We start from the raw sequence: 25653 nt of genomic DNA on the forward strand, positions 1-25653 counted from the left end.
GGTAAAACGTGCGACTACAACACACGATAGAGTCTTGGCTTGGTGTTCTCGACTCCAGACGAGGGTGTGAAGGGAGGAACTGAATGGAGATTGATCTCTCTGGTCGGACCGCGGTCGTTACCGGAGCGAGCGCTGGTATCGGACGAGCCATTGCCACGTCGTTGGCGGAGGCTGGTGGAAACGTCGTTGTCGCCGATATCGAACGAAGCACCCCACCAGATGCCGACCGAACCACCGTCGAACACATTCGGGCGATATCCGGTGAGGCCCACTTCATTGAGGTCGACGTTGCCGATGGAGAGAGCGTTGCAGCGATGATTCGGACGGCGGTCGACCGCTATGGAGGACTGGACGTTCTTGTAAATAATGCGGGAATCTCACACAAGGGAACGATCGAGGAGACTGCCCCGACAGAGTGGCAGCGGGTGATCGATGTTAACCTCACCGGAGTATACAATGGGGTCCATCACGCTGTCGAATACCTCCGAAAGAGCCCGGCACCACGCATCCTCAATATCGCCTCACAGCTCGCCTTCGTCGCTCAGCCTCGAAAGCCGGCGTACATCGCCTCAAAAGGTGGAGTCGTCTCGCTCACGAAGTCGCTCGCACTCGACTACGCCCACGTACCGATCCTGGTCAATGCAATCTGTCCTGGTGTCGTTGAGACCGAATTGACACGTGAGGTACTAGCAGATGAGCAACGGCGAAGGGAACTGGAGTCTTGGACGTCACTCCCATATCTCGGTCAGCCCGAGGATATCGGTAGCATGGCGACGTTCCTCGCATCGGACTACGCCCGATTCGTCACGGGACAGCAATTCATCGTAGATGGTGGATACGTAATCAAGTGATGAATTATAGTGGTGAAACGCTCGTCACGCGTATCCGATGTCGTCCATAGCTCTGTTTCATTCGAACGTCAGCCCATACCCCAGGTCCGGAGCTGCGCTTCGACCTCGTCGAGATGACCGAGTCCGGCGAGGACGAGCGCCTCGCGGAGGTCGGTCAGCGAGACGTTGTCGTAGAACAGGTTTTCGAGGTCGTGGAGCGCGTCGGGCGTTCTTTTGAACCCGATCGGGACGGCTGCGAGCACCCGACGTTGACGTCGAGTTGCTCTTCGAGCCACGCACCCAGCGCGCCGTTAACGAAGCGATAAACGTCTCGCTACTTCGAAGGTGGTCGCTACGAGGTGCAGTCCACATCCAAGAATCGGTATGAAATCGACGTCATCAAGGAGTCGTATACCAGTCCCGACAGACAGCAACGAACAGGGAAGTTGCGACCACACCCCGTATAGCAGGGCTGTGATGCGTGGTTTCGACCGAACCGACGACTGGATTCAGCTTGGATGCCGTCCTGAGCGGACGAGATGTGTTGCTGAAACGATTACTTCATCACTCACTCGGGAGTCTGGTCAGCGCCGCCGCTCATTATCGAGGCAGTCGGCGCGCTGCTGGTCGGTCAGCCGATCCCAGTCGCCTTCTTCAGCAGCGTGAGCAAGTCGTCGTCGGTCACCATCGACGAGTGGTCGTACCCGCCGGTTGCCTCAATCAGAGACCCATCTCAGAGCAGCGTATGCATCGAGAGTCCTAGTCGCAACTTGTGACGAACACCAGAGGGTGACTGCAAGCATATGCGTCAGGTGGATCACGAAATCAAACGGGGTCGAGTCCCTCAACCAGATGGCCGACTCCTCTCAGCGTAGGAGTCACCCCCGGAGTACTCCACCGGACTGACTGTTTCGCCATCGCGGCGAACTCGCTCGAACTTGGCCAGATACGTGACCCGATTGCAAACCTCGTCGGTACCCAGCTCCAATTCGGCGACTAGTTCGTCGATGGTCACCGCCTTATCGAGTGTCTGGAGCACTTCGAGCCCACGATAGTATCGTGTCGTCAGCTCCTGGACGCGGTCCTCGATCAGCGTGGACAACCAAGGCTTCGTTCGCGAGATTAGTACGAAACTTGTATATAGAAAAGAATCGAGCAGGATTACAATCAGTGGAACACTGACGGGAGACCTGGCGCTATCTTAACCAACAAAACTATGTTTTTGGCGTCCTCGTTGGTTAACACGGGTTGAGTCAAGATGTCCTACGAACCACCAACGTCACCAGCGGACCTCCCGACCGACATCATCGACACACTTGACGACTACTCACCCGAACTCCTGCGTCATGTCGCCACCTACGCTAATGAACTCACAGAATATCGTGAGCGAGAGGCACGACTAGCGGAACGCGAAGAAAACGAGAAAGTCGAAGAGCGCCCAGAGAACCTTCCGGATGACGTCCCATCGAAGGCGACGATTACGGTGAAAGAAATCAACGACAATCGCTACTACTACTGGCAGTGGAGAGATCGCGAGAAAATAAAATCGAAGTACATGGGGCCAGTCGATTCGGGTAATTCGTCCTCGTTTAGGTAGGTGGGACTGAAAGACGGTCGTTTTACTGGAAATAGCGGTGTAGTGGCTGGTAATATTGGTCTCGGTGGTTCGTCGATCTCGAGCGGGAATCGGTTCTCCTCACGATTGGTTATTAACCAACGGGGAACTGATTCCACGTCGCGTAGGTTAACTTACCCCGTATGTCTGACAAGTGTCAGACCCCACTATTTCCGCTAATACACTTATATGATGAAAGTTGACGGTTACACCTACTCACTCTCCCCCCCACTATTTCCAGTAAAACCAGGGACGAAGGCCTCCCGGACTCTGTTGTTGCTTCCTTTCACCAAAATTCATTCCCGAAAGCAACAGCACTATAGCTCTCCTACGGGCTAACTCAATTGCTATCGTTATAAACTTTCCTCTAGTTTAGAGTTCTTTTCTCGCTAGGTGGTTATCTCTCGTAGTGCTTTTTACGACCGACCACGTCGAACGCGCTCAAGAGAAGCTTGAGGCACAGCAGAGCATGGACATCATGCGGGACCTCACCGAACACGAACAACACACACTCTATGCGCTTACCACGCTCGCTGCCGAGGACGCTACCCCTGCCCGGTCGCGGATCGTTTATCAACGCTACAAGGAACTCTGTGAATTCCAGGGTCGGGAGCCCCGTACAGCCCGCCGGATGCGCAGCTTTCTCTCCGACTTCGAGATTCTCAATCAAACGCTCTCGTACATGGAACACCGCGGTCAAGCCGGTGGAACGTACCGCGAACATGAACTCAATCGCGACATCGCGACTGTCGTCGACGCCCTACAGACGATTATCAGCGAATACGGTGCTCATCGGAGTATTATCGAGTACCTCCCTGACTCTGGTGAAGAGTTCGCTGCGATGTAGCGCAGAGGTACGTCTTATTCGTCACCATAATCGCCGAGTTCTTCGCATGTTATTCCGACCGATTTCTGTAGTCGCTCGTTGAATCATCTTCGAACTCTGTGTGGAGGGATTCATCGTACATCCGCAGAGTATGACCATAACGGTGAGGTCATCGCCGTCGTACCGGACGTCACCTGCGTCTTCGAGCCAGGCGACTGTCTGACTGGCTCGTACGGTGTGTGGAGGTGCGTGCGACGCGACGGATGGAGTTGCCTCTCTCGATAGTGAGTGTGGTCTGAGCCGTCGTGTCGTTGAGCACTTCGTAGGCGTCGTCCCCGAACGAGTCGTAGCGATCGCCGGTACCATAGACGAAGTTGAACCAGAAGCGAACGATGTGGTCGCGGATGCGGTATCGACTCCGCTTGGTCCGTTCTTTCCGCTCGGTGATCGGGACGGCTTGCTCGACGAGCCGCAACCGCGCGAGTCGGTTGAGGTACTTCGAGAGCTGGTCGTACGCGATGCCGGTCGTTCCGGCGATCTCGTTCCGGCTCGTGCTTCCTCCGGCGATTGCCTCGAGGATCGAGAAGTACCGCGTCGGTTCTCTGAGTTCCATCCGGAGGACGTAGTCGGGTTCGTTGCGGAGTGTGCCGTGTCGTGAGAGGATCGTCCGCTGGATGTTCTCACCGAGCGTTCGGTCCGGGTCGACCTCCTCGAGGTAGTACGGGGGGTGACGAAGGCGGTTCTGGAGACCGACGACCATACCGCCGTGCTACCACTGAGAGTGGTGCCGACCACCGTCGCAAGCAACGCGAGGACGCCAACACTACCACCGAGGAGCCCCCCGAAGAAGCCTGCTGCGTCCAGGTCTGCCGAGCGTGTCGCTTCGCTGCCGTCGGCAATGAGCGCGCCGACGATGACGAACACATCGCCGATAGTCGCCTCCGAAGTGGACAGCCAATTCACGACGACTACGTGGGGGGTGAGGCGACCGCTCCGATTACCGCTCTTTGCGGTACATGTGAAGCGACAACGGTGCGAACACCGCGACGAGCAGCGCGGAGGCGACGAGCACCCACAGCACGTCCACAGGAGTGACGCTGCCGTGCATGAGACCCCGAGAGGCGTCGACGAGGTGCGTGACGGGATTCACACTGACGACAGTCTGGAGCCACCCCGGCATCGTCTTCGGATCCACGAAGATGTTGCTCACGAACGTGATCGGAAAGAGCAGGAGGAAGCTCATCGCCATGACCGATTCGGGGGTGTCGACGAGTAGCCCGACGACGATCCAGATCCACGAGAGGCTGAACGCGAAGACGAGCACGAGTGCGAGCGCGGCGAACAGTCCCACGACTCCGGCTTCGGGGCGGAAGCCGAGGACGATACCGAGCCCGACGACCATCAGCGCCGCCACCGAGTAGCGGAGCACGTCGCCGAGGAGCGCCCCGACCAGCGGCGCGGGCTGCCAGATAGGCAGCGACTGGAAGCGGTCAAACAACCCCTCGTCGATGTCCGTGTTGAGGCCGACGCCCGTGTAAACGGTGATGAAAACGATGGCTTGCACGAGGATGCCCGGAAGCAAGAACTGGATGTACTGCTGGGGGGAGCCAGCGAGCGCGCCGCCGAACAGAAACGTGAACAGGAGCGTACTCATGAGCGGAAACGCCGTGACGTCGATGAGCTGGAACGGCACGTGTTTGATCTTCAAGAGTGCCCGCCATCCGAGCGTGAGCGAGGCAGCGACCGGTCCGGAAGGGGGTGGCCGCTCAACCCGCGAGAGCACGTCGCCGAGTTCGTTCTCCACGACGGCGCTCGATGACGCGGTCTCGTTGTTCATGTGGTCACCTCCTCGGTCGTGTCGTCCGTCGGTTGGCCTGTGAGCGCGAGGAACACCTCGTCGAGACTCGCCTGACCGAGCGCGAACTCAGTGACCTCGACGTCAACGGCCGAGAGCGCCGTCAACACCGACGTCGCCTCCTCGTCGTGCGGGATGCTCACAGCGAGGGTGCCTCGGTCGGGTCCATGCTCGACAGCCCCACGGGTGACGTCCTGTACGAGGGCTTCCGCCTCCGCTTGACGACCCGGGTCTCGGAGTCGAACGTGGAGGGTACTGGTACCGACGGCAGCCTTCAGTTCTTGGCTCGTCCCCTCCGCGATGACCTGCCCGTCGTCGATAACGGCGAGTCGGTCGGCGAGGCGGTCGGCCTCGTCGAGATACTGCGTGGTGAGGAGAACGGTGGTCCCCTCGGCAGCGATTGCCCGGATGATCGCCCAGACCCGATTCCGACTGCGTGGGTCGAGGCCCGTCGTCGGCTCGTCGAGGAACAGCACGTCAGGCGTGACGACCAGGCTCGCGGCGATATCGAGGCGTCGCCGCATGCCGCCAGAGTACGTTCGTACCTGGCGCGTGGCGGCGTCTTCGAGGCCGAACGCCGACAGCAACTCGTCGGCGCGTCTCCGTGCACCGCGCCAGGAGAACCCGAGCAAACGCCCCATCAGAACGAGGTTCTCATGGCCAGTGAGATCCTCGTCGACCGAGGCATACTGTCCCGTGAGACTCACCCGTGCGCGAACGTCGGCCGCGTCCCGGACGACGTCGTGCCCGAGTACGGTCGCGGTGCCGGCGTCCGGTCGAAGCAGCGTCGCGAGTATCCGGATCGTCGTGGTCTTCCCGGCACCGTTGGGCCCCAGGAGCCTGTAGACCGAACCACGGGGGATTCGTAGGTCGACACCGTCGACCGCAACCGTGTCTCCGAACGACTTCGCGAGCCCCTCGGTTTCGATGGCGAACGCCGGTCGGTCGCTGGACGCCGACTCTCCGAGCGTCCGACTATGGGCGGCAGCGGGCGGCGACAAATCGTCTCCGTCCACCTCGACAGACGTCACGTCTGTATGCTCCGACGAGTTCGCGAGGTTCGCAGCGTTTCCTGGCCGGTGTCGTCCGTTCATTTACCTGCCTCTCTTGACTCATCTACGTCTGTGTGGTCTCTCATAACTCTCCACCTCCGTACCACTCTCACGCCTCGTGAGGGCTTAGCACTGAGCTATGGGTGGAGTGAAAGTGATCCGTCGATAGCTCTCGACACCACGGGTCTCTGAATCGACCGCTTTGGCACCGACGATCCCTACATAGAGTTGCGACTGGAATTGATTGCAGTGGCCGCTCAATGTTCGATTCTTACGTCTCGTGATCGACGATCGAGCGGAAACCGCCGTAGGCCATGCGCCCCGTGTCGAACGGTATCTCTTCCTCGAAGTTTTCCGGATCCATCGCGGGATCGTCCATCACCTTCGCGTTCACCTCGTCGCGGTGTTCCCGCGATTCGAACACGATGAACGAGAACACGACCGTCTCGTCGTCCCCGGCTTCGGCGAGCTGTGGGAAGGTCCGCATCGGCATGTCCCCCATGTCAGGGTCCACGTCGTCTCCGATGCCTTCGAAGTATTCGAGCGCGCCGTGCTCGATCCAGAGTTCGCCGCCCTCGGCCGCCATCTCGCGGTACGCATCCACCTGATCGTTCGGAACCGGAATCACGAATCCATCGACGTATCGTCCCATGGCGGAGAGAGGTAGAACGTCGAAGAAGATAATCTAGCAGTTGACACGAACACGGGGTAGTCAGCCGCTGAGAGAGGACCAATGCGTTACCTTCCAGCTACGTATAGTGATATACTCGTGGCACGCGTCGCTCACTCGTTCGAGAGACCCAGTGCGTGTCTCTATTGCCCATGCGGTCGACGAAAACGAGCACACGCAGCCAGTAAACGACCTGTCCACCGGAGAATTCTCCATACAACAGATTGTGTCGCCGGTTACAGCGTGACTTCTTCTCCGTCCTCGGGCACGACAACGTCCTGCGTTCTCGACCGCAGTTCGTCACGTGAGAGCAAGCAATGGTTGATCGCCTCCATGTGAACGACAGCAACACACGTGGCCAGCGAGATATAGATAGCGAATACCCACTTCACCTATCTAAAATTCCCGCTACTCCGGCTCAAGATAGGTGATTGCGAGTTTCATTATGCAAATTTGGTCGATGACCAGGGCTTCGAACAGGTGGACGAGCGGGTCGACGAAGAGATAGTCGTCGAGGAGACTCTCGAGATACGGCCGTCGGTCGAACAGGAGATCCAGGCGAAGGTGGGCGCGAACCATCCGGACAGGATGGTCGTCGCCGGCGAGGAGCGGGTCTACGGCGTGCCCCTCGAACAGGAAGAGTGCATTCGCGTGAGAGAGGAAGAGTTAGCATACATCAGTGCGCAGGCGACGTTCGGTACCCAAGAAGGGAGGCCAAGCGGACCCACGCGGTGGTCGAAGAGACGTGCGGACGGTGTGATGAGCGAGCAGTCGACCCCAAAGAGGAGCTGTCGAGAGCGGACCTTGGCGAGGTGAGGTGCTCTCGCGAGCGAGACCCTCCTAGCTCTGTAACCCGTTCAGGAGAGTTCGGTGCGAACGTCATTTGCGGTTGCGAGGGTACCGCCGCAGTCTTCGATCTGCTCGCACGCCCTCTCAACTAGCTCGACGTTCGTGTGTGCGGATTCGAGGGGTGCGTCCTCCAGACCAACTCGTACGTGCCCCCCACGACGAACGGCTTCTGGGATGAGCGGAGAGATATCGACACCCAACCCCGACACCATCCACGGCGCAGTGGTGGTTTCTGTCTCCAAAAGTGTCAGGCAACTGTCCAATGCATACGGTTCCGGCGGATAGCCGAACGTATACTTCTCTGAAAACATGAAGCGATAGATCGGCTGATTGAGGGTTGGATACTGCCGGTGTAGTGCGGCCCCTAGTCGGATGAACCCCGGTTCGTAGATGGCGTAGGCTGGTGTCGCCCCATGGGTAGTTGAGACAGACAGCCCGGCACGAATGTGGGCTTCTGGATTCCGGTAGACGAACCCGGTCATCCCCTGCTCGATATCATCGTACGTGCTGAAGTTGACACTCCCCGGGTCGACGACTGCCCATTCGAGCAGCTCAGCGTCGCCAAGTGCGTCTTGGTGAGCGACCCGTTCGTCGGGCGTGATCCCGTCGACACCTGGTTTCCCGAGTAAGGGGATGCTCGGGTACACGATTGCATCAACCTGATTTTGAATGCCTTCGATGATGTCCGCGTAAATGGCAGCATCGTGGTGCTCGGTGCCGTCGTCGTCGTAGGCGTGCAGATGGATGATTGCAGCGCCGGCTTCCGCACACGCGATTCCCTGCTTGATGCAGTCGTCGACGCTGATCGGGCTGTTCGGTTGGTGATCGGTTCCCCACGGTCCGTTAAGTGCGGCTTCGAGCCAGACGGTCGTCATGGTTCTTTGAGTGTGGTGAGGGGTCTGTGTGGTCAGAAAGGCGGTGTACTTGGTGGGTCGCCATCCGAGGCGGTTGCGGTGTTACCGCCCGCTGGGGAAGTCTGGTTCTCGTCCTTCGATGACGGCATCGATACCTTCGTGGAAGTCGGCGGTTCCAGAGACGACTTCGTGAGCGACCCCGTACCCCCACGTCAGGTTCATATCGTGTTGGACGTACTGGTTGAGGGTTTTTTTGGTGTACCGGACGGCGTTCTGCGCTGACGAAGCCAACGTATCCACGAGCTCATCGACCTCCTCATCGAGTTCCTCTTCGGGCACGACGCGGTTGATGAGGCCGATCTCGACGGCTTCCTCCGCAGGGATGGGCTTGCCCGTGAGGAGGTACTCTTTGGCGCGAGTGAGCCCGATCCGTCGCGGCCACATCACACAGCCACCGTCGCCAGCTGGCACGCCGAATCCCGAGACGTGCGGGTCACTGAACGAGGCGCCGTCACCAGCGATGATGAGGTCGCACGTGAGGGCGATAGAAGCGCCGAGGCTGTGTGCGCCTTGGCCGTTGACTTTGGCGATGATGGGTTGTTCGACATTGAGCATGCTCTCGAGAATTTCCTCGGCCTCCCGCATGGTGTTATCACGCCAGTAGTCGAGATCTTTCATCATCTTGAGGTACTCGGGGTCGTATTCAGTCGGCCCCATGAACGATTCACCTTTGCCAGTCACGACAACGACGCGGGTGTCGGCATCGTAGGCGGCTCGGAACGCGTCCCCGAATCCCTTGTGGACGGCTTCGTTGAGGTCTCCGATTTCGATGAGGAATACATCGTCCTGAACGGTCGCGTCGAGTTCGTCGACATCCTCTAATACCATGTCCCTCACTGTCTCAGTAGAGGACATAATATTAACTATTATTTATGATATAGTGTCGCTTCCGATAATATTGCGTACATACGTGTGTTTGCCGTGTGGGATACGAACCGCTGTGGCTTGGGTCTCCTCTGGAGTCTTGCGTTCCATCCTCGATGACGAACAACCGTCTTCAATATCCCCGCTTTGCTCCCCTTCAACCGTACCGCGCGGTAGTGTTTCTCGCCCCCAGAGGAATGCGGGGTGTTCTACAGCGTGCCTCGCGAGACCAGTTATGTCGATTCGAGACATCTACGCGACGAGCTTCGACGAGCAGCGAGCAATCGACCACACTAGCGGGGCGTGCGAGGAGTATCGCCGTCGCGTCGAGAACCCGAAAGCCGACCGCACCGTTCGAAAGTACCTCCAGAAACTCGCTCGCTACAGCCTCGTTCGCATCGAGGGGGCGAGTCGCGACCGACACTAGTGCCGTGTCGAGTACTGACTGCTGGCGGGTGTGAAGAACCAGATTTCGGTGCTCAGTCGGACTGTGACGAAACGTGAGGAGATCGAACGCTTGACAGACGAACGTCAGTTGTGGTGATGCTAACCAGGACTGGTTATATACGACCCACGTATAAGAAAATTTATAGAAATATATACATATTGGTACACTCCCGTGTAGGGAGGGGGCGCCTCGCTGGGTGAGACAATCGCGCTTGGCTTCCTCTGACAGCATTCGAGTCGCTTTGGCCATGCACAGTGGGGAATTATGCGAGGCACCCTCACGCCCTTCCTTAGGAGATCGCACGTGGCGCCATCCTCTCTTCAGAACGCGAAATCAATACGACAGTGAGTCTCCCGTTCACAGAGGCGTAATCGTATACGCACTCACCTCGACTGCTCCTATCTGCTCACTTTCGCAGAGGGGAATCACTCGGAGACACGGAGAGGGTCCGGTCAACACAGAGGGCGTGAGGCGTACACAGGTGGGAAAAAGGGAAGCGTGCAATGCCATGCGTACCATCGGAGGTGGGTCCACCGATCGCATCCGTCGTGTGGGTTCTCGATGGTCGCTTCCCTTTCGGTCGGGTGGAACCATACCGGCCGGGATAGGTTCCTTCCTCAAGCATCAGCCGGAGCGTGATAGTTAGTCGTCACAATATCGTACAGTTCTATGCCGTAGAAGGAGTCGAGAAGCATCCTACCGCGAGGTGCTCACATAGCTATCCTGGTCGCACCTGTGCCCCCGACGAGCCGTCACACGTGAACTGTTTTGCTACCATCTGCCGTCCTCCACCCGAGGAACGACTAATGACTGACAACGACGAGAGCGATACCAACGACTACGACGTCGACCCCGAAGCGCGCGACCAGCGCGAAATCGGACGTGAGATGGTCGACGAGAGTACCGGCCTCGGCTCGGTGATGGCACACGCCTACCGGGGCGAATTAGATCAAGCGACCACCTGGCGACAGCGACTCGACCAGACGACCACCTGGTCGGTCACGATCATCGCCGCGTTGCTGACGTGGGCGTTCTCGAACCCGGATAATCCACACTACATCCTCCTGATTGGGATGATCATCGTGGCCATCTTCGTCGGCATCGAAGCGCGGCGATACCGCGATTACGACGTGTATCGCTCGCGGATTCGGCTCCTCCAGCAGAACCTGCTCGCGAACGCCCTCGACCCGTCTCAGGGCGTCGTTCATCCCGACTGGCGCGTCGAACTCGGTCGTGATTACCGGACTCCAACGTTGAAGGTCTCGCTCGGTGAGGCGCTCGCGAATCGGCTCCGCCGCGTCTATCTCGCCCTGCTCGGCATCTTGCTCGCGGCGTGGGTCTTCCGAATCACGGCCTTCACACCGAGCCAGGAGTGGCTCACCAGTGCTCGCATTGCAATCGTTCCTGGAAGCGTGGTGACCGGTCTCGTCACGCTCCTCTATACCGTCGCGGTCGCGGTCGCCGTCTGGCCGCGAGAACGGCGTGCGAAGGGTGAATTTCGTGAGGGCAATCCCGATGCCTGGAAGGACGACCGAGATGACGGCGGGTAGGTGACGGCAGTCTCGCGGTAACTCACCCATCCACTCGTGTACCAGTTCGGTTACGCCAAACGAAGGAAGGGGTTCATGAGGCTCACCCCGCACCGTGCAGTCCGCTGATGGATACTGCTAGTATCGAGTTGATGTCGAGGTGTATTGTACACTATCGAACCTATACTGCTATCAAATTCGACGTCAATGTAAAAACGCAAAAAGGCGCACACGCTGTCTAACGACGGTAGCTGTGCACCGAGTCCGTTTCGTGGCGACCCGCAGAGACGTAGCTGTGAGACGCGTGCCGCGAGTGTTACGCGGTGGTTCCTACCGGAGGGGATTGATTCACTATCGTCTTACGGCCGATAGACACCCCAACCCGCACCTCCTCCCGTCGCTGTACGCAAGTGTCCCCCCTGGAACATCCGAGGAGCCCGCGTTGCTCGAACTGAACGACGTAGTTGAACGCCCGTCGCAGGTCGTCTTCCGACGACCGGCGATGGAACGGACACACGTCGTGTAAGTCCGTTCACCTGTGACGCGAAAAAACGCCGTGAAGCGACGTCTATTAGTCGTCTGTTCCGGGGGAATCGTCTCCGTATGATTCCCGGTTCTCGGTGCCAGTTCCCGTTCTCTGGCTCCCACTCTCGCGGAGGTCGGAAGCACTGCTACGTGCACGCGACATCCAGTCATCGATGTTTTTCGCCACGTAGTCTTTGCTTCCCCAGCCGATTCCAACCCCGATGGCTAGCGCGAGACCGAGACCGAGCGCACCGAAGAAGGCCACGATGACCGCGTTGAACAGGTTCGTCAGCACGGTCGTATCGAACCCAGCCGTGTCGAGGGCGAAGACGATGACGACGTACGAGACGAACACCTGGACCCCGAGACCGACTAAGTCGGTTGCCCGTGTCCTGTCGAAGCCCGCCACGATGTCACCGAGCAGGTCGGCCACGTAGAGACCGACGAGTAGGACGATTACCCCACCGATGAGGAGCGGGATTTGCCCGACGAAATCACTCAGCGGGTCCGAGAGCGCGGGAAAGCCGAGTGTGTCGACTGCAGCGACGAACGCGAAGAAGTAGATGAGGTACTCGACAGTCTTTCCGACGGCGGCGGCGACTCCACCGACCGACGCCGTCGCATTCGCGATGGGTGTATCGCTAACGTATCTGTCGAGACCGAGTCCAGCGACCACACCGGTAACCAAGTCACCGACGGCTCGGCCGATGGCGATACCAACGACGAGAATGGCGGCAGCGACGATAATCTGCACCACACCACCGGCAATACCGGTCAGGAACACACCCGGGAGCGCGATACCAGCGTAGTCGAGTGCGATGAGAAGTGCGAGGAAGTAGATGAGATACTCTGCGAGTTTGCCAGCAGCACTTCCGATACTACTAGCTCGACCGGCAGCGTCATCCACCGGTGCGCGACGGGCATACCTGTCGAGACCGAGTCCGTTGACGACGTTCGTGACGAGCCTCCCAACGGTTCGGCCAATGGCAACCCCTGCGACGAGAATGGCGAGGGCCACAACGAGTTGCACGACACCGGCACCGAGGCTCGTCAAGAATGCGCCAGGGATGGCGATACCAAGGTAGCTGAGTACAGCGATGAGCGTGAGGAAATAGACGACGTACCTGGTCAGATCGCCGAGTGACTGTGCGAGACTGTCGTCGGGGTCACTATCGGGTTCAAAAGGTGTTCCAGTCGCGTACTGTGACGGACGAACCCGCCTGACGACACGTTTGACTGCACCTCCGAGGATTCGACCGAAAATCCACCCGACGAAGAGGATGACTAGTGCGCCGAGAATGAGCGGAATCGACACAAGGAGTCCGTCAACCAGCGGCTGGATACTCTCGGGAACCGCCTGTAGGGGTGCTTCTACTAGTAGTCCGTTTGTTTCTGTCATGTTGTAACTCACACCAACGTCCATTACAGCGCCTATTGACGTTGGTACCGACATGCATCAATACCTATTGAAATAACACTTGGCCAAAAAGTATTTACTTAGTGACGTCGCTGCACTCACAAGTCTGGGCTTCCACGGTACTCTCTGAATAAGTGTTGAATGAACGTCATGTGTGGTTGGCTGATGATTTGCTGCGGTCCACCCTCCTCGCTGCAATCACCTGCTAAGTCGCTCGCGAACGCTCTGTCGGAATGAGCATGACGCGGACTCGACGCACGCCGTCGAAGTCCCGGAGTCGGTAGGTCAACGACCGAATCTGTTCGGCATCGCCTCGACAGAACACCGCTTCCAGACACCAGTCGCCCTGGTGGGTATGGCTCATGCTCTGGATGACGTCCTGGTACTCGTGGTGGACGTCGTGGAGGTCGTGGATGACCTCGTCGTGCTGGTAATCGTATCCGAGCAGCGCGACGATTCGGCCACTCGTCGTTTCGAGGCGCGAATGCGCCTCGATGTACTCCAACATCGCCTCCCGGACGCCTCTGGAGCGTGAATCCAGTCCCTGTTCCTGCCACACACGATCGAAGTCCTCGACCACCTCGTCCGGAATGTTGAAACTCGTTCGCATACGTCGTTACAGCGCCACGGGTCGTAAACGGGTGTCGTATGACGACGGGCCGGTTTCGGTATTAACAACCGCTAACTTCGTCCTCGACGGAGGCTCCGGTGTCGAATGTTCCCCGACGGTACCATCGGACTCTTCGCCGGTGCAATCCTCCTCGGCGCGATCCACGGTATCGAACCGGGGCACGGCTGGCCGGTCGCCGCGTCGTACGCCCTCGACCAGTCGAACAAGTGGCTGTACGGCTTCGCGGCGAGCTTCATCCTCGGGGTCGGGCATCTCGTCAGCAGCATCGCGATGGTCGCCGTGTTCTTCTATGCGAAAGCGTACTTCAACCTCACACAGGTCAACGAGCCGATCCAGCTCGTGGAGGGAGTCTCCATCGGCGGACCGGTGAGTCTCGTCGCCGGAGGGTTACTCATTCTCCTCGGGATTCGTGAGTACACCCACGGTCACGCCCACAGCCACGGGGGTGACGAACACGGCCACGAGCACACTCGTGGGCACGAAAAAGGGGAGCACGTCGCTCCACGCCGATTCGTGACGAGTGTCTATGCACTTCCGCCCAGCGCCCGTTCGCACGACTACCACGCTGCGCATTCGTCCTCGAACGACGGCTGGCTGGCTCGAATCACGCAGGCCCTTCCGTTCGGCGGCGGGCACTCCCACGACCACGAATCGATGGACGAACCGACCGACCGGGGGCTGCTCGGTATCGCGTGGTTCGCGTTCCTGCTCGGGTTCGCCCACGAAGAGGAGTTCGAGATCATCGCCCTCTGTGCGGGCTCGGACTACTGTCTCGAGTTGATGAGCGCGTATGCGGTGACCGTCATCGTCGGTATCGTCGGACTCACGATGCTACTCATCGCCGGATACGAGCAGTACGAGGAGGAAGTCGAGAAGTACACTCCCTATCTCCCGATGCTCTCGGCCGCGGTCCTCGTTCTCATGGGTGCCGGCTTCATCCTCGGCCTCTTCTGAGTGGTCGGCGGATATCCGAGCGACCCCCCCGCGAAACGAGCGGGAGGAGGGGAGAACACCCCCGGTCTCAGGGTCGAAACTGGGAAAAATAGACGTCGGCTGTCCGTTTCGAACACACTCCACCTTCGAGAAGGACACGTACAGCTCTTGTGTCGCGTCCAGCGTGACTGCAGAACCGGACGCTGACGGGTGCCTCACGATTCACTCCGGTGGCGTCCCGACCAGCCGAACGTCCTCTACACCCCCGGAGGGTGGTCTTAATTCGTCCGGCTCTGGGTCGTTCACGTATGACTCGACCACCGCACGTAGAGGTGGAGCCAGCGTCTGTATCCCCCGGCGGTGAGGTGAGGGTTCTCGTCGTGGTGTCGAACGTCACCGAGGCGGAAATCTGGCCCCAGCGAGAAGGTGGGGAATCGAGTGCGAAGACATCAGCCCCGCGCCGAGGGTCACCTACAAGAGCCAGCCCCCGATCCGGCGATGGCACTCAATTCAACGAAAAGCTACCATCTCCATGGACACGGAGAGTTCGCCTCTTCGCCAGTAGAACCATCCACAAACCGAGACGTAACCGACGAGCACCCCCGGAATCACCGTTGAGCCTCCAGTGGGGTGCCACAGCTCGGGCGCCGTGAGTTCTGGCCGAATAACGGTGGGGAGTGCTGGTCCTCCAGGTGGTTCGACGCCGAAGAACACGTTGTTCGCGGCGTCGTTCAGTGCGAAGTGCAGGCCTATAGGGGACGCCAATTCCCCCGAAAGAACGTACGACAGTCCGAGGAGTCCCCCGAGCATCGTCCAGACCACGAGCATTCCGACGAGCGATGCGTCCCCCGGAACGGTCCCGAGCGGAGCGACTCATGGCGCCGGTTCGATGTTCTGGTTCACGTGGAAGAAGTTGTCCGGATCGTATTCCGCCTTGACCTCCTGCAGTCGTTCGTAGTTGTCCCCGTAGGTGGCTCGAATCCGATCCCGTCCCTCCTCCATCATGAAGTTCACGTACGCTCCGCCGGCCGTGTGCGGATGGACCGCCTCCCAGTAATCGCGGGTCCACTCGGTGATCAGGTCGCGGTTGGCCGGGTCCCCATCCACGCCGAAGATGACCATCGACCAGTTGACGTCGCGGTGGCTCCAGGCGGTCTCGTCCCCGTCGACGCGGTTGACGGCGCCGTCGACGGGGTAGAGGTGCATCCCCGACTGTCGCGTCGGCACTTCGGCAAAGCGCTGATGTTCGGCGATAGCCTCGTCGGTCAGGTCGCGCACGAAGTCACCTTTCCAGTACCACTGATCACCCGGCGGCAGGATCTCGTCGAACAAGCTCTGGAGCGCCGGGTACGGCATCGGTCCGACGTGGTCGAACATCGGTTCGGCGGCGTCCCGTGCCGATCGGAGTGCGGCTTCGGTCTCCGCTTCCGACCCGAGACAGCACCACACGAGCCCGCAGAACTTCTCGCCGTGAAGCTCCTCCGGGAAGGGATCGCCCGGCACCTCGCCGGTCACGTAGGCGGCGTAGACGTCCTCCGGTTGCTCCGGCAGCCACTCGCGGTACCACCGCATGGTCTCTTCGAGGGCGTCGATCGGCCAGAACAGCGGCCCGGCGGTGACCGTCTCCACCGGATAGAGTCGGAACTCGAAGGCGGTGACGACGCCGAAGTTCCCGCCGCCGCCGCGCAGCGCCCAGAACAGGTCGGGGTGCTCGTTTTCGCTCGCGTGAACCAGACGGCCGTCGGCCAGCACGACGTCCGCACTGAGCAGATTGTCGATGGTCAGTCCGTACTTTCGAGTGAGGTAGCCGTGCCCGCCGCCCAGCGACAACCCGCCGACGCCAGTCGTGGAGACCACCCCACTCACGGTCGCCAGCCCGAAGGCGTGCGTGGCGTGGTCGACGTCGCCCCACGTGCAGCCAGCTTCGACGTGGACGGTTCTCGCTTCGGGATCGACGCGGATACCGGTCATCTCCGCGAGGTCGATGACCAGTCCGTCGTCGACCGTGCCCAGACCGGCACCGTTGTGGCCACCGCTACGGATCGCTGTGTCGAGTTCGTGGTCGCGTCCGAACGTCACGGCCGCGATCACATCTGCGACGTTCGCACACCGCGCGATCAGCCGTGGATGCTTGTCGATCATCGCGTTGTAGATGGCGCGCGCGTCGTCGAATCCCGAATCGTCGGGCAGGATCAGGTCACCGCGAAGCGCCCCTCGTAGCTGTTCGACCTCCGCTTCATCGTCTTTCGCTGCTGTTGCCATGGTTTCTTCCCCCGTCCTCCGCTATGGAGAACACATCCCCGGTCCCCGGTACCACGTACAGCGGTACCGAGGGCCACGATAACTACTATCGAGCGTGTAATGTAGGCATCTGGTGGCGGTTCGCCGAGGACTGGTCGCTATGCAGACGATGCACGTCGGTCACTACCTGCAACAGACCGTCGCCGACGAAGCAGAACGGAACGCGCTCGAAGCGTCGAGCGACAACTCGAACGAGCGGTCGCTGCCTGCCCGAGCGTCGACGAACCGCGTCCGCTAATTCCGACAGCGAAGTCAGAGCGACTCGTACCCGATCGGATATCCGCTGGAACCATCACTCCGGTCGCTCGATGGACCTCCAGATTAATGCGCTGAACTCCCGACCCCACAGTATGAAACTGGTACTACACGACCGGCATCCCTCGTCACGTTCCCCGAAACGTGTCGCGGTCGCGGCCCGTATCGATGCGTGACCGCGAACCCGCTGACCGGTCTGGGGCGTACGTCGTCACGCTCACCGACACCCGAGCGACCGACCCGCGGCTGACGGGCGGGAAGGGTGCCAACCTGTCGCGTCTCGCGCGCTCGGGCATCCCGGTCCCGTCGGGGTTCTGCGTCACGACCGTCGCGTACCGCCACCTCCTCGACGACGAGTCGGTCCAGACGGCGATTCGCGACCTCTCCGAAATCGACCCGGCCGACACCGCGGCGGTCGGCGCGGCAGGGGCGACGCTCCGCACACGTATCGAAGCCCTCGAGATTCCGCCCGCGATTCGAGAGGCGATTCAGACCGCTCTCGGAACGTCGACGGCCGCCTCCGATTCGACGTACGCGATCCGGTCGAGCGCGACGGCCGAAGACCTTCCAGAGGCGTCGTTCGCCGGGCAGCAAGAGACCTTCCTCAACGTGCACGGGACCGAGGCGGTCGTCGACCGCGTTCGAGACTGCATGGCCAGCCTGTTCACCGATCGTGCGATCACCTACCGAGCGAAGAACGATATTCCGCATGAGGACGTCGCACTCGCCGTCGTCGTCCAGGAGATGGTGACGCCCGACGCGTCCGGGATTCTCTTCACCGCCGACCCGGTCTCGGGGAACCGTCGCGTCACCGCGATCGAGGCCGGTCGGGGACTGGGGGAAGCGTTCGTCTCCGGCGAGGCGACCCCCGACTCGATTCGCGTCGACACCCACACCGGGGACCTCCTCGACTACGACGTCGGCGACCAGCGCGTCGCGGTTCGAGCACGCCCCGAGGGGGGAACCGAAACCGTCGAACTCTCGTCGTCCGTTCGGACGGCCCGCGTCCTCACCGACGAACAGGTCCGAACGCTGGTGGCGCTGGGAGCGAGAATCGACGCGCTGTTCGACCCCCCGCAGGACATCGAATGGGCACTCGAGGACGGGACCTTCTCGATTGTCCAGTCGCGGCCGATTACGACCCTGTTTCCCGTGCCGTCGCCTGCGCCGACCGACGACCGACTCCACGTCTACTACAGTGTCGGGCACGCACAGGCGTTCCCGGAGGCGATGCCGCCATTGGTCAGAGACGTCTGGCTCACGTATACGCAGGCAGCACTCGGGGCGTTCGGCCTCACTTCCCGCTCGCCAGTCGGTGTCGAAGCCGGCGGTCGAGTGTACGTCGACATCACGGGCCTCCTGCGAATCGATGCACTCCGGGACGACGTCCCAGACATCTTGGCGGAGGTGAGCGAGCCGATGGGTGCAGCGGTCGAGGACGTCCTTCGTCGGCGCGGTGACGAGTTCCGAACCGAGCGGACCACACGCGAGCGACTCACTGCACTCCCTGCAGTCGTCAGAATCGTGTGGAAGAGCGCTCGAGGACTCCCGTTCGTGTGGCGGGCGATGAGCGGCTTCGTCAGGGCGTTCGTCGGCGCACCGAACCCACCCGAGTACGAAGAAGCCCTCTGGACCGACTGGGGCGAGGAGATGGCATCGCAGGTGACCGGTCACGGGACGCTCGCCGAGCGGGTACACGCGCCCTTCGACCTCATCGGGACCGCCGCGGCCGTCACGAGCTTTCCCCGAACCGGGCCGCTCTTCGCCGCGTTGGTCGCCGACGCGTGGCTCCGAACGCGCTTCCCGGACGCACCCGAGGACGTCAACGCAGTCGGGCGGGGATTCCCGCGAGAACTGGTGACCCGAATCAACCTCGGGCTCGGTGACCTCGCGGACGTGGCACGCGACCACCCGGCCGTTGCGGACGCCCTCCAGCAGGGAGCGTCGCTCGACGAGGTCGAAGCGTGCGAGGGGGGAGACGTCTTCCGAGAGGCGTTCGAGGCGTACCTCGACGAGTTCGGGCATCGCGCGACCGGCGAACTCGACCTCAGTCGCCCTCGCTGGCGCGAAGACCCCTCGGGGTTGCTCGCGACGATTCGAGCGAACCTCGAACACGGCGATGGTGAGTCGGCGGACCATCGACAGCATATCCAGCGGATGGAACGCGAAGCGCTCGCGGCGGCCGACCGCCTCGAACAGCGAGCGAACCGCGGGCTCCTCGGGCCAGTTCGTGAGCGGCTGGTCCGGCAGGTGATCCGCACCTATCGCGGGTACATCCAGACCCGAGAGTACCCCAAACAGGGGGCTGCCCACCTGTTCACGGCGTGGCGTGACGTGTTGCGAGCGGGGGGCGAGGTGCTCGCGTCGGAGGGACAGCTGGCGACGAGTGACGACATCTGGTTTCTGCGACGAGACGAGTTGCTCTCGGCACTGCGTGGTGAACCACTGGCGGTCGATATCGATCGGCGCCGCGCCGAGTTCGGACGGCACGCCTCGATGACCGCCCCCCCAGTGGTGACTAGCGAGGGCGAAGCACCCCGACCTGAGATCGACCGGACTGACGTCCCGGACGGGACGCTCGTCGGGACGGGCGTGTCGGGAGGGGTCGTCGAGGGAGTCGCACGCGTCGTTCGCGACCCGAGCGAGGAGACGATCGAGAAGGGCGAGATTCTCGTCGCACCGTCGTCCGACCCGGGCTGGACGCCCCTGTTCCTGAACGCCGCCGGGCTCGTCTCGGAAGTCGGCGGTCGGATGAGTCACGGCGCACTTGTCGCCCGTGAATACGGCCTGCCGGCCGTCGTCTCGGTGCCGGATGCCACCCGCCGAATCACGACCGGTCAACGCGTCCGCGTCGACGGGAGCACTGGACGTGTCGAGCTCATCGAGTGACTCACGGTGCAGCACGACCACCCGCTCTTCGCCACAAATCGACTCGCAAATACAGAACGGCGTTCCCGGCCCGCCGTCCGTCGTCGAGGCGAGTGGGTCCGGTGACGGTGGTGGTGCAGGAGTGCTCTGGGCCGTGGTCCTGTGCTTAGTTGCTGTCGCTACGCTCGCGCCACTGGTGCTGTTCGGCTACCGGGGATGCCGATACCGATCAGTAACCAACGCCAGCAGTACCATCTGCAGGGGTGGCAGTTCCGGAGCCGTCGAACTCGTCCGCGTCGTCGTCGCGCAGTCGCAGATACGCCGCCGCCATCAACCCGTAACCGAACAGTGCAAATAAATTCACATGACGCTCCGGATGGGTCACATCCGGTGTGAGCGGTCACCCCTCGCTCCTGCAGACGATACGAGTCGATCCGAGTTCTACGGAGAACGGAAACCCGCCGGGACCGATTCGCCTGTACGAGCAGAGTTCACTGACGATGATTTGCTGAAGCCGTTCGTCCCGAACTGCGACCACACGTCCGCATCTCGTCGGGAGTGACTCACAGACGACCGCTCCCGACGTACGCGAGACCGAGACTGCCGAGAACGATCAGACCACCCAGCACGATGTCCGGGAGCGAGAAGAAATACTCCCCGACCGACCCGAGTAGTATGCACCCCACTGCGACCAGAGCGGCGAACGGATGCGATCGCAAGTGTCGAATCAGGACACGGAGCGACCAGTAACTCATCTCCAGTGCGGACGTGATAGTCGCCCTGAGTGGACGGTTTCCGTCCGGATTTTCGGCCGGTTCGAATCGATCGAACTCCGCAGCGTCGACGGTGATGAGAGCACCCGTGTGGACCCGTTGTCCGTCGACGTCCCCGACTCGAAGCAGTGTCACCGCCTCGCTAGTCGTACCGACCACCCGATACGTCCCTGCTCGATGGTCGGTGTCGGTCGGTCGGTAGTGCTCGTACATCGAAGGTGAGGACATTCCTGGCAGTCGTTCTACAGTGGTTATCTTAGTTGGGGTAGTAGTCGACGCTCCACGGTGGCTGTACGACCGCTACGCACGTCCCTGCGATGAGTGCTATACTCGTGGCACGAAGCCGTTAGAAGCGTGTCACGTGTCTTGTAGTCTCTAGAACTCTGAGGAGGACGCCTGCCCCTGAAGTCAGGGGACACTCACACTCGGGGGGATTTCTCGTCGGCGGAGGGAGGCTTCACTGACGAGCTCGCCGCTTCAGCGGCGGGGAGTTGACGACGGGTGCTGGAGCAGGAGTCGACGATAAAGATTGCTCTCTTCTCGTGGCCGGAGCTATCGAACCTCGCCCCACGTGCCGACGAGTTCTCCCTCGTAAAACCGGCGTTGCTGGAATCCGAGCGCATTGCAGATCATCGTATGGCCCATGAACGAGACGGCATAGTCGGCCATCCCGAACGGGTGGAGTTCACGTTGATTCGCCGGCGGCAGGATAGAGCCGAGGAGGTTGATTTCGGCGTCACCAGCCTGGAGTGAGCCGGCTCCGACGCCCCCCTCGTCCCCCGCCTGCATCCGCCCGGCGATTTCGCCGCCAGCAGCCGTGAAGGCATCGTCGTCGATGACCGTCGCCGGTTGGTCGTTCACGTTGGGAACGTACCCGATCTGTGGACTCTTCCACATCTCGCGCTGGAGCGGCCGAATGTCGTCGAGGAGGTAATGCTCGAAGTCTCGATCGACTACGTTCGCGATTCCGACCTCGATGGTCTGGAGGTCATCGGCAGCTATCGCTTCGGCGGCACCGATATCGAGTTCGGCAAGAAGGTAGAGGCCCCTGTCCGTCAACACGAGGTCGCCGCCCGCCTCGACGAACTCCGCGATCGCCGCAACGTACTCGTCGCTGTCACGACCGACGTCATGGGAGACGACGAGTTTGTCGTACCGACGCTTGCCGGAGTTGCCACGCATCAGACGGCCGATTCGCACGTCTTGGACTCGCAGCCCCTCCAGGCTCCCCGACTCTAAGTTCGGTTCGAGGTCGGCGAAGAACTGCATCGGATTGACGACGTATTCCTCCTGTGAGTACCCGAAGGCCTCCTCCGGGTCTGGGTGTTCCTCCTCGCTGTCGATGGTGACGACATCGGTCTCGACCTCTCCATCGCCGTCGAACTCGATCGACCAGTCGCCTGCTGCTGGGCTCGGGACGTAGAAACTCCGGTCATCCGTCTCGGCGAGGTCGATGGTTCGAACGACTTGCCCACCGGGATTGACCAGTTTCACGACCCCTTCGTTGATTCCGTTGTCGTGGAGTCGGACGGCGAGCGAATGTGTCTGCCCCTGTGAGGAGACAGCAGACCTACCCGATGGCCCCGGTTGTACCGTTTCGTGGCGGGTCTGGACCGCGGTCGCTCGACCCTGGCCCGGCCCCTTTCCTTTGCCAGGGCTCTCGTCAGTGTGGGACAACTCCGCCGATGTGCGGGTGAGCTCCGAAGCCGTCACATAGGCGGTGTCCTGGTCTCCTGTCGCGACTGTCGCGTTCGTGTCCGCTGCACACATCTCGGCGAACTCGCGCATCGAGATTCGATACGCCGTCGCCAGGTGACGCTCGATGTACGGGCGCCAGTTCACCCACGCCCGCATGGCGAGTTCTGGAGCGACCGTGACAGCGCCGAGGCCGCCGAACTCCTCTGGTTGGCCCGCCCAGCCGAGCAACCCGCCGGTGATATTGTAGCCTAACGAGTCGTAGATCGAGCCGTAGTCGAGCAGTTCGTCCGGAACGTAGTCGTTGGGGTCGCCGAAGATCGTGTCCGTTCCAGCACGGATGGTGTCGGGAGCGATCGTCTCGGGGCTGCCCCACCGGTCGGTCATCGCCGCGTCGATGCGCCTGTTCACCTCATCGAGGTTGTGTGTGCCGTTGTGTTCGTACGCGGCGTTGGACTCGAGGTTCAACACCATCGTGTCCGAGAACCCCATCATGTGGTAGTCACAGAGGTACTCGATGTTGTCGTACCCACGAAGGTGGCCGACCGTCGCCAGTGCGTCCGGGACGACGTCGTCGTACCCCACGTCGTAACCGGGGCGTACATCCGGGGCATTCCCGTGGTCGGCCGGCCAGAACGCGGGATTCGCCCACCCAATCGTCGGGTACTGCCGGTTGGTGTCGACTTCCGATGCGTTCCCCCGGTAGTGGCCGTAGTGTGGGTCACCGAAGAGGTCAGCGTACGGGTTCGGTCCAAACTGTGGCTTACGTACGGTCCAGCCGTCCGGGTTGATGTAGACCCAGATAATGACGATGTCGTCGAGGAGATCACTGAACTCCTCGGCTTCGCCGTTGACAGCGTCCTCGATGATTCGGCTCCCGGCCTCGACGCCGGCACGCTCGTTGCCGTGGATACCGACGATGAAGACGGCCTTGTCCTTCTCCTGGAACGACGCCTCGTCCTGAATATCGTTCGTGAGTTCTGCGACGTAGATGTCCTGTGGGTCGGGATCTTCACCGGTGAAGAAGTTCTCCCAGCCAGGCCCCTGACCGATTCGATGCACGCGAACCATGTCGGGATACTCCGCTGCGAGGTGGTCGAGCGCTTGGCCCGCCTCCGGATGCGAGATCCAGTCGCGCGCGTTTTCGACGTCCGGGAAGACGCTGTCCGTATAGGAGTCGTCCAGTCTCCAGAACGGATTGGCACCCGGTGAGAAATCGACGTGGTCGATGCCACCGATTTCGTCGAGCGCGAATTCGAGTTCCTGTGCCGTGACGTGGGCGTGTGCAGACGGGTTGGGGGCGTCACGTGTGACGACCTTCGGCGCCCGATCGTCCTCGTCGACATCCCAGTCGGGTTCGCCGTACTCGTCGTAGAACGCGTCCAGTGACTCGCTATCTGCGAACTCGAGCACGAGTGCAGCCTCGTACTCCGCGGGTGTCGAGTTGACAACGAACTCCGCGAGATCCGTCACGGAGTCATCCGTGACGGCTGATTGAGCCACCTCCTCGCCAGCGACCGTGTTCGGAAGCGAGAGTGCCGCTCCGGTCACCGCTGCGACTCGGAGGAACGTCCGTCGGTCGATCGAACTCCCTTCGAATGCATCATCGGCCAGTGCCACTGCTTCTCGATAGGTGTACTGTGACCGGTCACCGTCTCGTTCTCTCGAAGTGCCGTCGTCTGTGTCTGGTCGTGTCATTAGATATCGTGGGTGTCGCCACCAAGTATTGAATCAATACCCTCGTCAAATAAGTATATTCATTAATATAAGTGTAATAGAGTTTCTCTATGTCTACAATAAATACCTTCGCATCTGAGTTCCTCGCTGCCGAACCATTCGTACTGGGAGTCGTAGCCCGTGAGCCGAGGCCTCCGTCGTCAAAGCCGTAGTGAGATGACTACGTCTAGATTTCGAACCCACCCCAGAGCGATAGACGCACGCTCTCTGTCTATCAATACCGGCAGACGACGTTTGGCCTCGTCAGCGACGATTCTCCACTAGTTGGTCGCCACCTCGGTCTGCATCGCTCACCGCGCCAGCCGGTGGTGTCTATCGTCCCCTGGGGGGGTGCGAGGGTGTTCGTGAGCACGCTCACATGGTGATGAACGAGTTAGAGAGCCATTAGAGGACGAACAGCGATGCGACCATCACCGGGCCGCATCCGGAGTACGACTGTTACGGCCGGTCGACCGGTGTGGTGTATTATTGGTGTTCGGGCAGTGGTATCGAAGCGTGTCGGCGCGCGGACGTTCGCGAGCAGTGTCTGTGTGGTGACCAGCGGTGAGCGTTGAGCGTCGAAAGCCGCTGGCGATGACGTCCCGGCGGGGCGTCCGAGCATTGAGCGACCTCCTCGCACAGGACGGGATACTGCTCAGGTATCGACGGCGGACGTCGACGAGACGACGGCGCAACAGCTCGTCAGTGCCCTCGTCGACGACGGGGTCGTGATGGCGGTCGCCGACCAGCGAGTACTAGTTCACGAGCCAAGCGGCGAAGCCTTCGACTCGATTCGGCAGGTAGCTGTTTTCCATCGTGGATGGACGGCTGCCCGTGAAGCTGGTGAGGCCGACGGATGATGCAGTAGACGCTCTTCGGGTGTGGCTTCTGTGAAGCAGTCCCTGTGTCCGCGGCAGGCACGGCACATAGGTGGGGAGTGACGAGCGCGTCACCCACCAGATCTGTGCCGACTGTCTGTCTACGCCTGAAGGACAGTACGTTCCCAGCCCTCAGCACGGCCGTCTGTTCGGAATCGAGGTGCCAGCCAGTCGACGAGCTAGAGTAGATGGGCGGGAGGGTCCCTCAT

At 60.9% G+C, this 25653-nt stretch carries 20 protein-coding genes and 6 pseudogenes; 11 read left to right on the plus strand and 15 right to left on the minus strand.

Annotated features, from left to right (window positions below):
- Positions 1-83: 83 nt before the first annotated feature.
- A complete protein-coding gene (locus P1Y20_RS15470; protein ID WP_304449606.1) occupies positions 84-851 on the plus strand; it encodes an SDR family NAD(P)-dependent oxidoreductase in 768 nt (255 codons plus the stop codon).
- Positions 852-919: 68 nt separating this feature from the next.
- Here the strand turns inward: P1Y20_RS15470 and P1Y20_RS15475 are convergent.
- Together P1Y20_RS15475 and P1Y20_RS15480 are read right to left on the minus strand one after the other, a co-directional pair.
- A pseudogene (locus tag P1Y20_RS15475) lies at positions 920-1054 on the minus strand (DUF7970 domain-containing protein); the annotation flags it as partial.
- Between the two features lie 620 nt (positions 1055-1674).
- A pseudogene (locus P1Y20_RS15480) lies at positions 1675-1932 on the minus strand (hypothetical protein); the annotation flags it as partial.
- Between the two features lie 156 nt (positions 1933-2088).
- On the opposite strand from P1Y20_RS15480, the gene P1Y20_RS15485 reads away from it, so the two are divergent.
- Positions 2089-2427 (plus strand): DUF6788 family protein, encoded by a 339-nt coding sequence (locus P1Y20_RS15485; protein WP_304449609.1) that lies wholly within the window; start codon positions 2089-2091, stop codon positions 2425-2427.
- 436 nt (positions 2428-2863) lie between these two features.
- Positions 2864-3292, plus strand: a pseudogene (locus P1Y20_RS15490) (cell division control protein Cdc6); the annotation flags it as partial.
- A gap of 292 nt (positions 3293-3584) precedes the next feature.
- Here the strand turns inward: P1Y20_RS15490 and P1Y20_RS15495 are convergent.
- The 5 genes and pseudogenes from P1Y20_RS15495 to P1Y20_RS18795 all read right to left on the minus strand — a co-directional run.
- A pseudogene (locus P1Y20_RS15495) lies at positions 3585-3995 on the minus strand (AAA family ATPase); the annotation flags it as partial.
- Between the two features lie 273 nt (positions 3996-4268).
- The gene (locus tag P1Y20_RS15500; protein WP_304449612.1) at positions 4269-5075 is read right to left on the minus strand and encodes an ABC transporter permease; all 807 of its coding nucleotides are present in this window, start codon (positions 5073-5075) and stop codon (positions 4269-4271) included.
- A 29-nt stretch (positions 5076-5104) separates the two neighbouring features.
- Positions 5105-6157, minus strand: coding sequence for an ATP-binding cassette domain-containing protein (locus P1Y20_RS15505; protein ID WP_304449613.1), 1053 nt, complete (start codon positions 6155-6157; stop codon positions 5105-5107).
- A 292-nt stretch (positions 6158-6449) separates the two neighbouring features.
- Positions 6450-6830 (minus strand): DUF1428 domain-containing protein, encoded by a 381-nt coding sequence (locus tag P1Y20_RS15510; protein ID WP_304449614.1) that lies wholly within the window; start codon positions 6828-6830, stop codon positions 6450-6452.
- Positions 6831-7084: 254 nt separating this feature from the next.
- A pseudogene (locus P1Y20_RS18795) lies at positions 7085-7201 on the minus strand (MBL fold metallo-hydrolase); the annotation flags it as partial.
- A 100-nt stretch (positions 7202-7301) separates the two neighbouring features.
- Here P1Y20_RS18795 and P1Y20_RS15515 point away from each other — a divergent pair.
- Positions 7302-7664 (plus strand): hypothetical protein, encoded by a 363-nt coding sequence (locus P1Y20_RS15515; RefSeq protein WP_304449615.1) that lies wholly within the window; start codon positions 7302-7304, stop codon positions 7662-7664.
- Between the two features lie 41 nt (positions 7665-7705).
- Here P1Y20_RS15515 and P1Y20_RS15520 read toward each other — a convergent pair whose 3' ends face one another.
- Together P1Y20_RS15520 and P1Y20_RS15525 are read right to left on the minus strand one after the other, a co-directional pair.
- On the minus strand, positions 7706-8572 hold the full coding sequence (locus tag P1Y20_RS15520; protein ID WP_304449616.1) for a beta-keto acid cleavage family enzyme: 867 nt from the start codon (positions 8570-8572) through the stop codon (positions 7706-7708).
- Between the two features lie 81 nt (positions 8573-8653).
- A complete protein-coding gene (locus P1Y20_RS15525) occupies positions 8654-9439 on the minus strand; it encodes an enoyl-CoA hydratase/isomerase family protein (RefSeq protein WP_304449617.1) in 786 nt (261 codons plus the stop codon).
- Positions 9440-9710: 271 nt separating this feature from the next.
- Here P1Y20_RS15525 and P1Y20_RS15530 point away from each other — a divergent pair, with 271 nt between their 5' ends.
- Both P1Y20_RS15530 and P1Y20_RS15535 read left to right on the plus strand, forming a co-directional pair.
- Positions 9711-9902 carry a hypothetical protein gene (locus tag P1Y20_RS15530; RefSeq protein WP_304449618.1) on the plus strand — a complete coding sequence of 64 codons (192 nt, stop codon included), beginning with the start codon at positions 9711-9713 and terminating at the stop codon, positions 9900-9902.
- 827 nt (positions 9903-10729) lie between these two features.
- On the plus strand, positions 10730-11473 hold the full coding sequence (locus P1Y20_RS15535) for a DUF2270 domain-containing protein (RefSeq protein ID WP_304449619.1): 744 nt from the start codon (positions 10730-10732) through the stop codon (positions 11471-11473).
- A gap of 550 nt (positions 11474-12023) precedes the next feature.
- On the opposite strand, the gene P1Y20_RS15540 is transcribed toward P1Y20_RS15535, so the two are convergent.
- Together P1Y20_RS15540 and P1Y20_RS15545 are read right to left on the minus strand one after the other, a co-directional pair.
- Positions 12024-13376 carry a mechanosensitive ion channel family protein gene (locus P1Y20_RS15540; protein WP_304449620.1) on the minus strand — a complete coding sequence of 451 codons (1353 nt, stop codon included), beginning with the start codon at positions 13374-13376 and terminating at the stop codon, positions 12024-12026.
- A gap of 223 nt (positions 13377-13599) precedes the next feature.
- Positions 13600-14004 carry a CopG family ribbon-helix-helix protein gene (locus tag P1Y20_RS15545; RefSeq protein WP_304449621.1) on the minus strand — a complete coding sequence of 135 codons (405 nt, stop codon included), beginning with the start codon at positions 14002-14004 and terminating at the stop codon, positions 13600-13602.
- A gap of 105 nt (positions 14005-14109) precedes the next feature.
- Between P1Y20_RS15545 and P1Y20_RS15550 the strand changes: the two genes are divergently transcribed.
- Positions 14110-14979, plus strand: coding sequence for a sulfite exporter TauE/SafE family protein (locus tag P1Y20_RS15550; protein WP_304449622.1), 870 nt, complete (start codon positions 14110-14112; stop codon positions 14977-14979).
- A gap of 489 nt (positions 14980-15468) precedes the next feature.
- Here P1Y20_RS15550 and P1Y20_RS15555 read toward each other — a convergent pair whose 3' ends face one another.
- Together P1Y20_RS15555 and P1Y20_RS15560 are read right to left on the minus strand one after the other, a co-directional pair.
- The gene (locus P1Y20_RS15555; protein WP_304449623.1) at positions 15469-15768 is read right to left on the minus strand and encodes a hypothetical protein; all 300 of its coding nucleotides are present in this window, start codon (positions 15766-15768) and stop codon (positions 15469-15471) included.
- Positions 15769-15831: 63 nt separating this feature from the next.
- Positions 15832-17220 carry an FAD-binding oxidoreductase gene (locus P1Y20_RS15560; RefSeq protein WP_304449624.1) on the minus strand — a complete coding sequence of 463 codons (1389 nt, stop codon included), beginning with the start codon at positions 17218-17220 and terminating at the stop codon, positions 15832-15834.
- A 139-nt stretch (positions 17221-17359) separates the two neighbouring features.
- Between P1Y20_RS15560 and P1Y20_RS15565 the strand changes: the two genes are divergently transcribed.
- Together P1Y20_RS15565 and P1Y20_RS15570 are read left to right on the plus strand one after the other, a co-directional pair.
- The gene (locus tag P1Y20_RS15565; RefSeq protein WP_304449625.1) at positions 17360-17497 is read left to right on the plus strand and encodes a hypothetical protein; all 138 of its coding nucleotides are present in this window, start codon (positions 17360-17362) and stop codon (positions 17495-17497) included.
- Positions 17498-17682: 185 nt separating this feature from the next.
- Positions 17683-20403: a PEP/pyruvate-binding domain-containing protein gene (locus P1Y20_RS15570; RefSeq protein ID WP_304449626.1), complete on the plus strand. Its 2721-nt coding sequence runs from the start codon at positions 17683-17685 to the stop codon at positions 20401-20403.
- A gap of 542 nt (positions 20404-20945) precedes the next feature.
- Here the strand turns inward: P1Y20_RS15570 and P1Y20_RS15575 are convergent.
- Positions 20946-21368 (minus strand): hypothetical protein, encoded by a 423-nt coding sequence (locus tag P1Y20_RS15575; protein WP_304449627.1) that lies wholly within the window; start codon positions 21366-21368, stop codon positions 20946-20948.
- A 339-nt stretch (positions 21369-21707) separates the two neighbouring features.
- A complete protein-coding gene (locus P1Y20_RS15580) occupies positions 21708-24548 on the minus strand; it encodes a M14 family zinc carboxypeptidase (RefSeq protein ID WP_368662184.1) in 2841 nt (946 codons plus the stop codon).
- Between the two features lie 448 nt (positions 24549-24996).
- On the opposite strand from P1Y20_RS15580, the gene P1Y20_RS18910 reads away from it, so the two are divergent.
- Both P1Y20_RS18910 and P1Y20_RS15585 read left to right on the plus strand, forming a co-directional pair.
- Positions 24997-25134, plus strand: coding sequence for a DUF8118 domain-containing protein (locus tag P1Y20_RS18910; RefSeq protein WP_465261621.1), 138 nt, complete (start codon positions 24997-24999; stop codon positions 25132-25134).
- Positions 25135-25210: 76 nt separating this feature from the next.
- Positions 25211-25426, plus strand: a pseudogene (locus P1Y20_RS15585) (DUF8069 family protein); the annotation flags it as partial.
- Positions 25427-25653: the final 227 nt, after the last annotated feature.

This window comes from Halomarina ordinaria (genome assembly GCF_030553305.1).
GTDB lineage: Archaea > Halobacteriota > Halobacteria > Halobacteriales > Haloarculaceae > Halomarina > Halomarina ordinaria.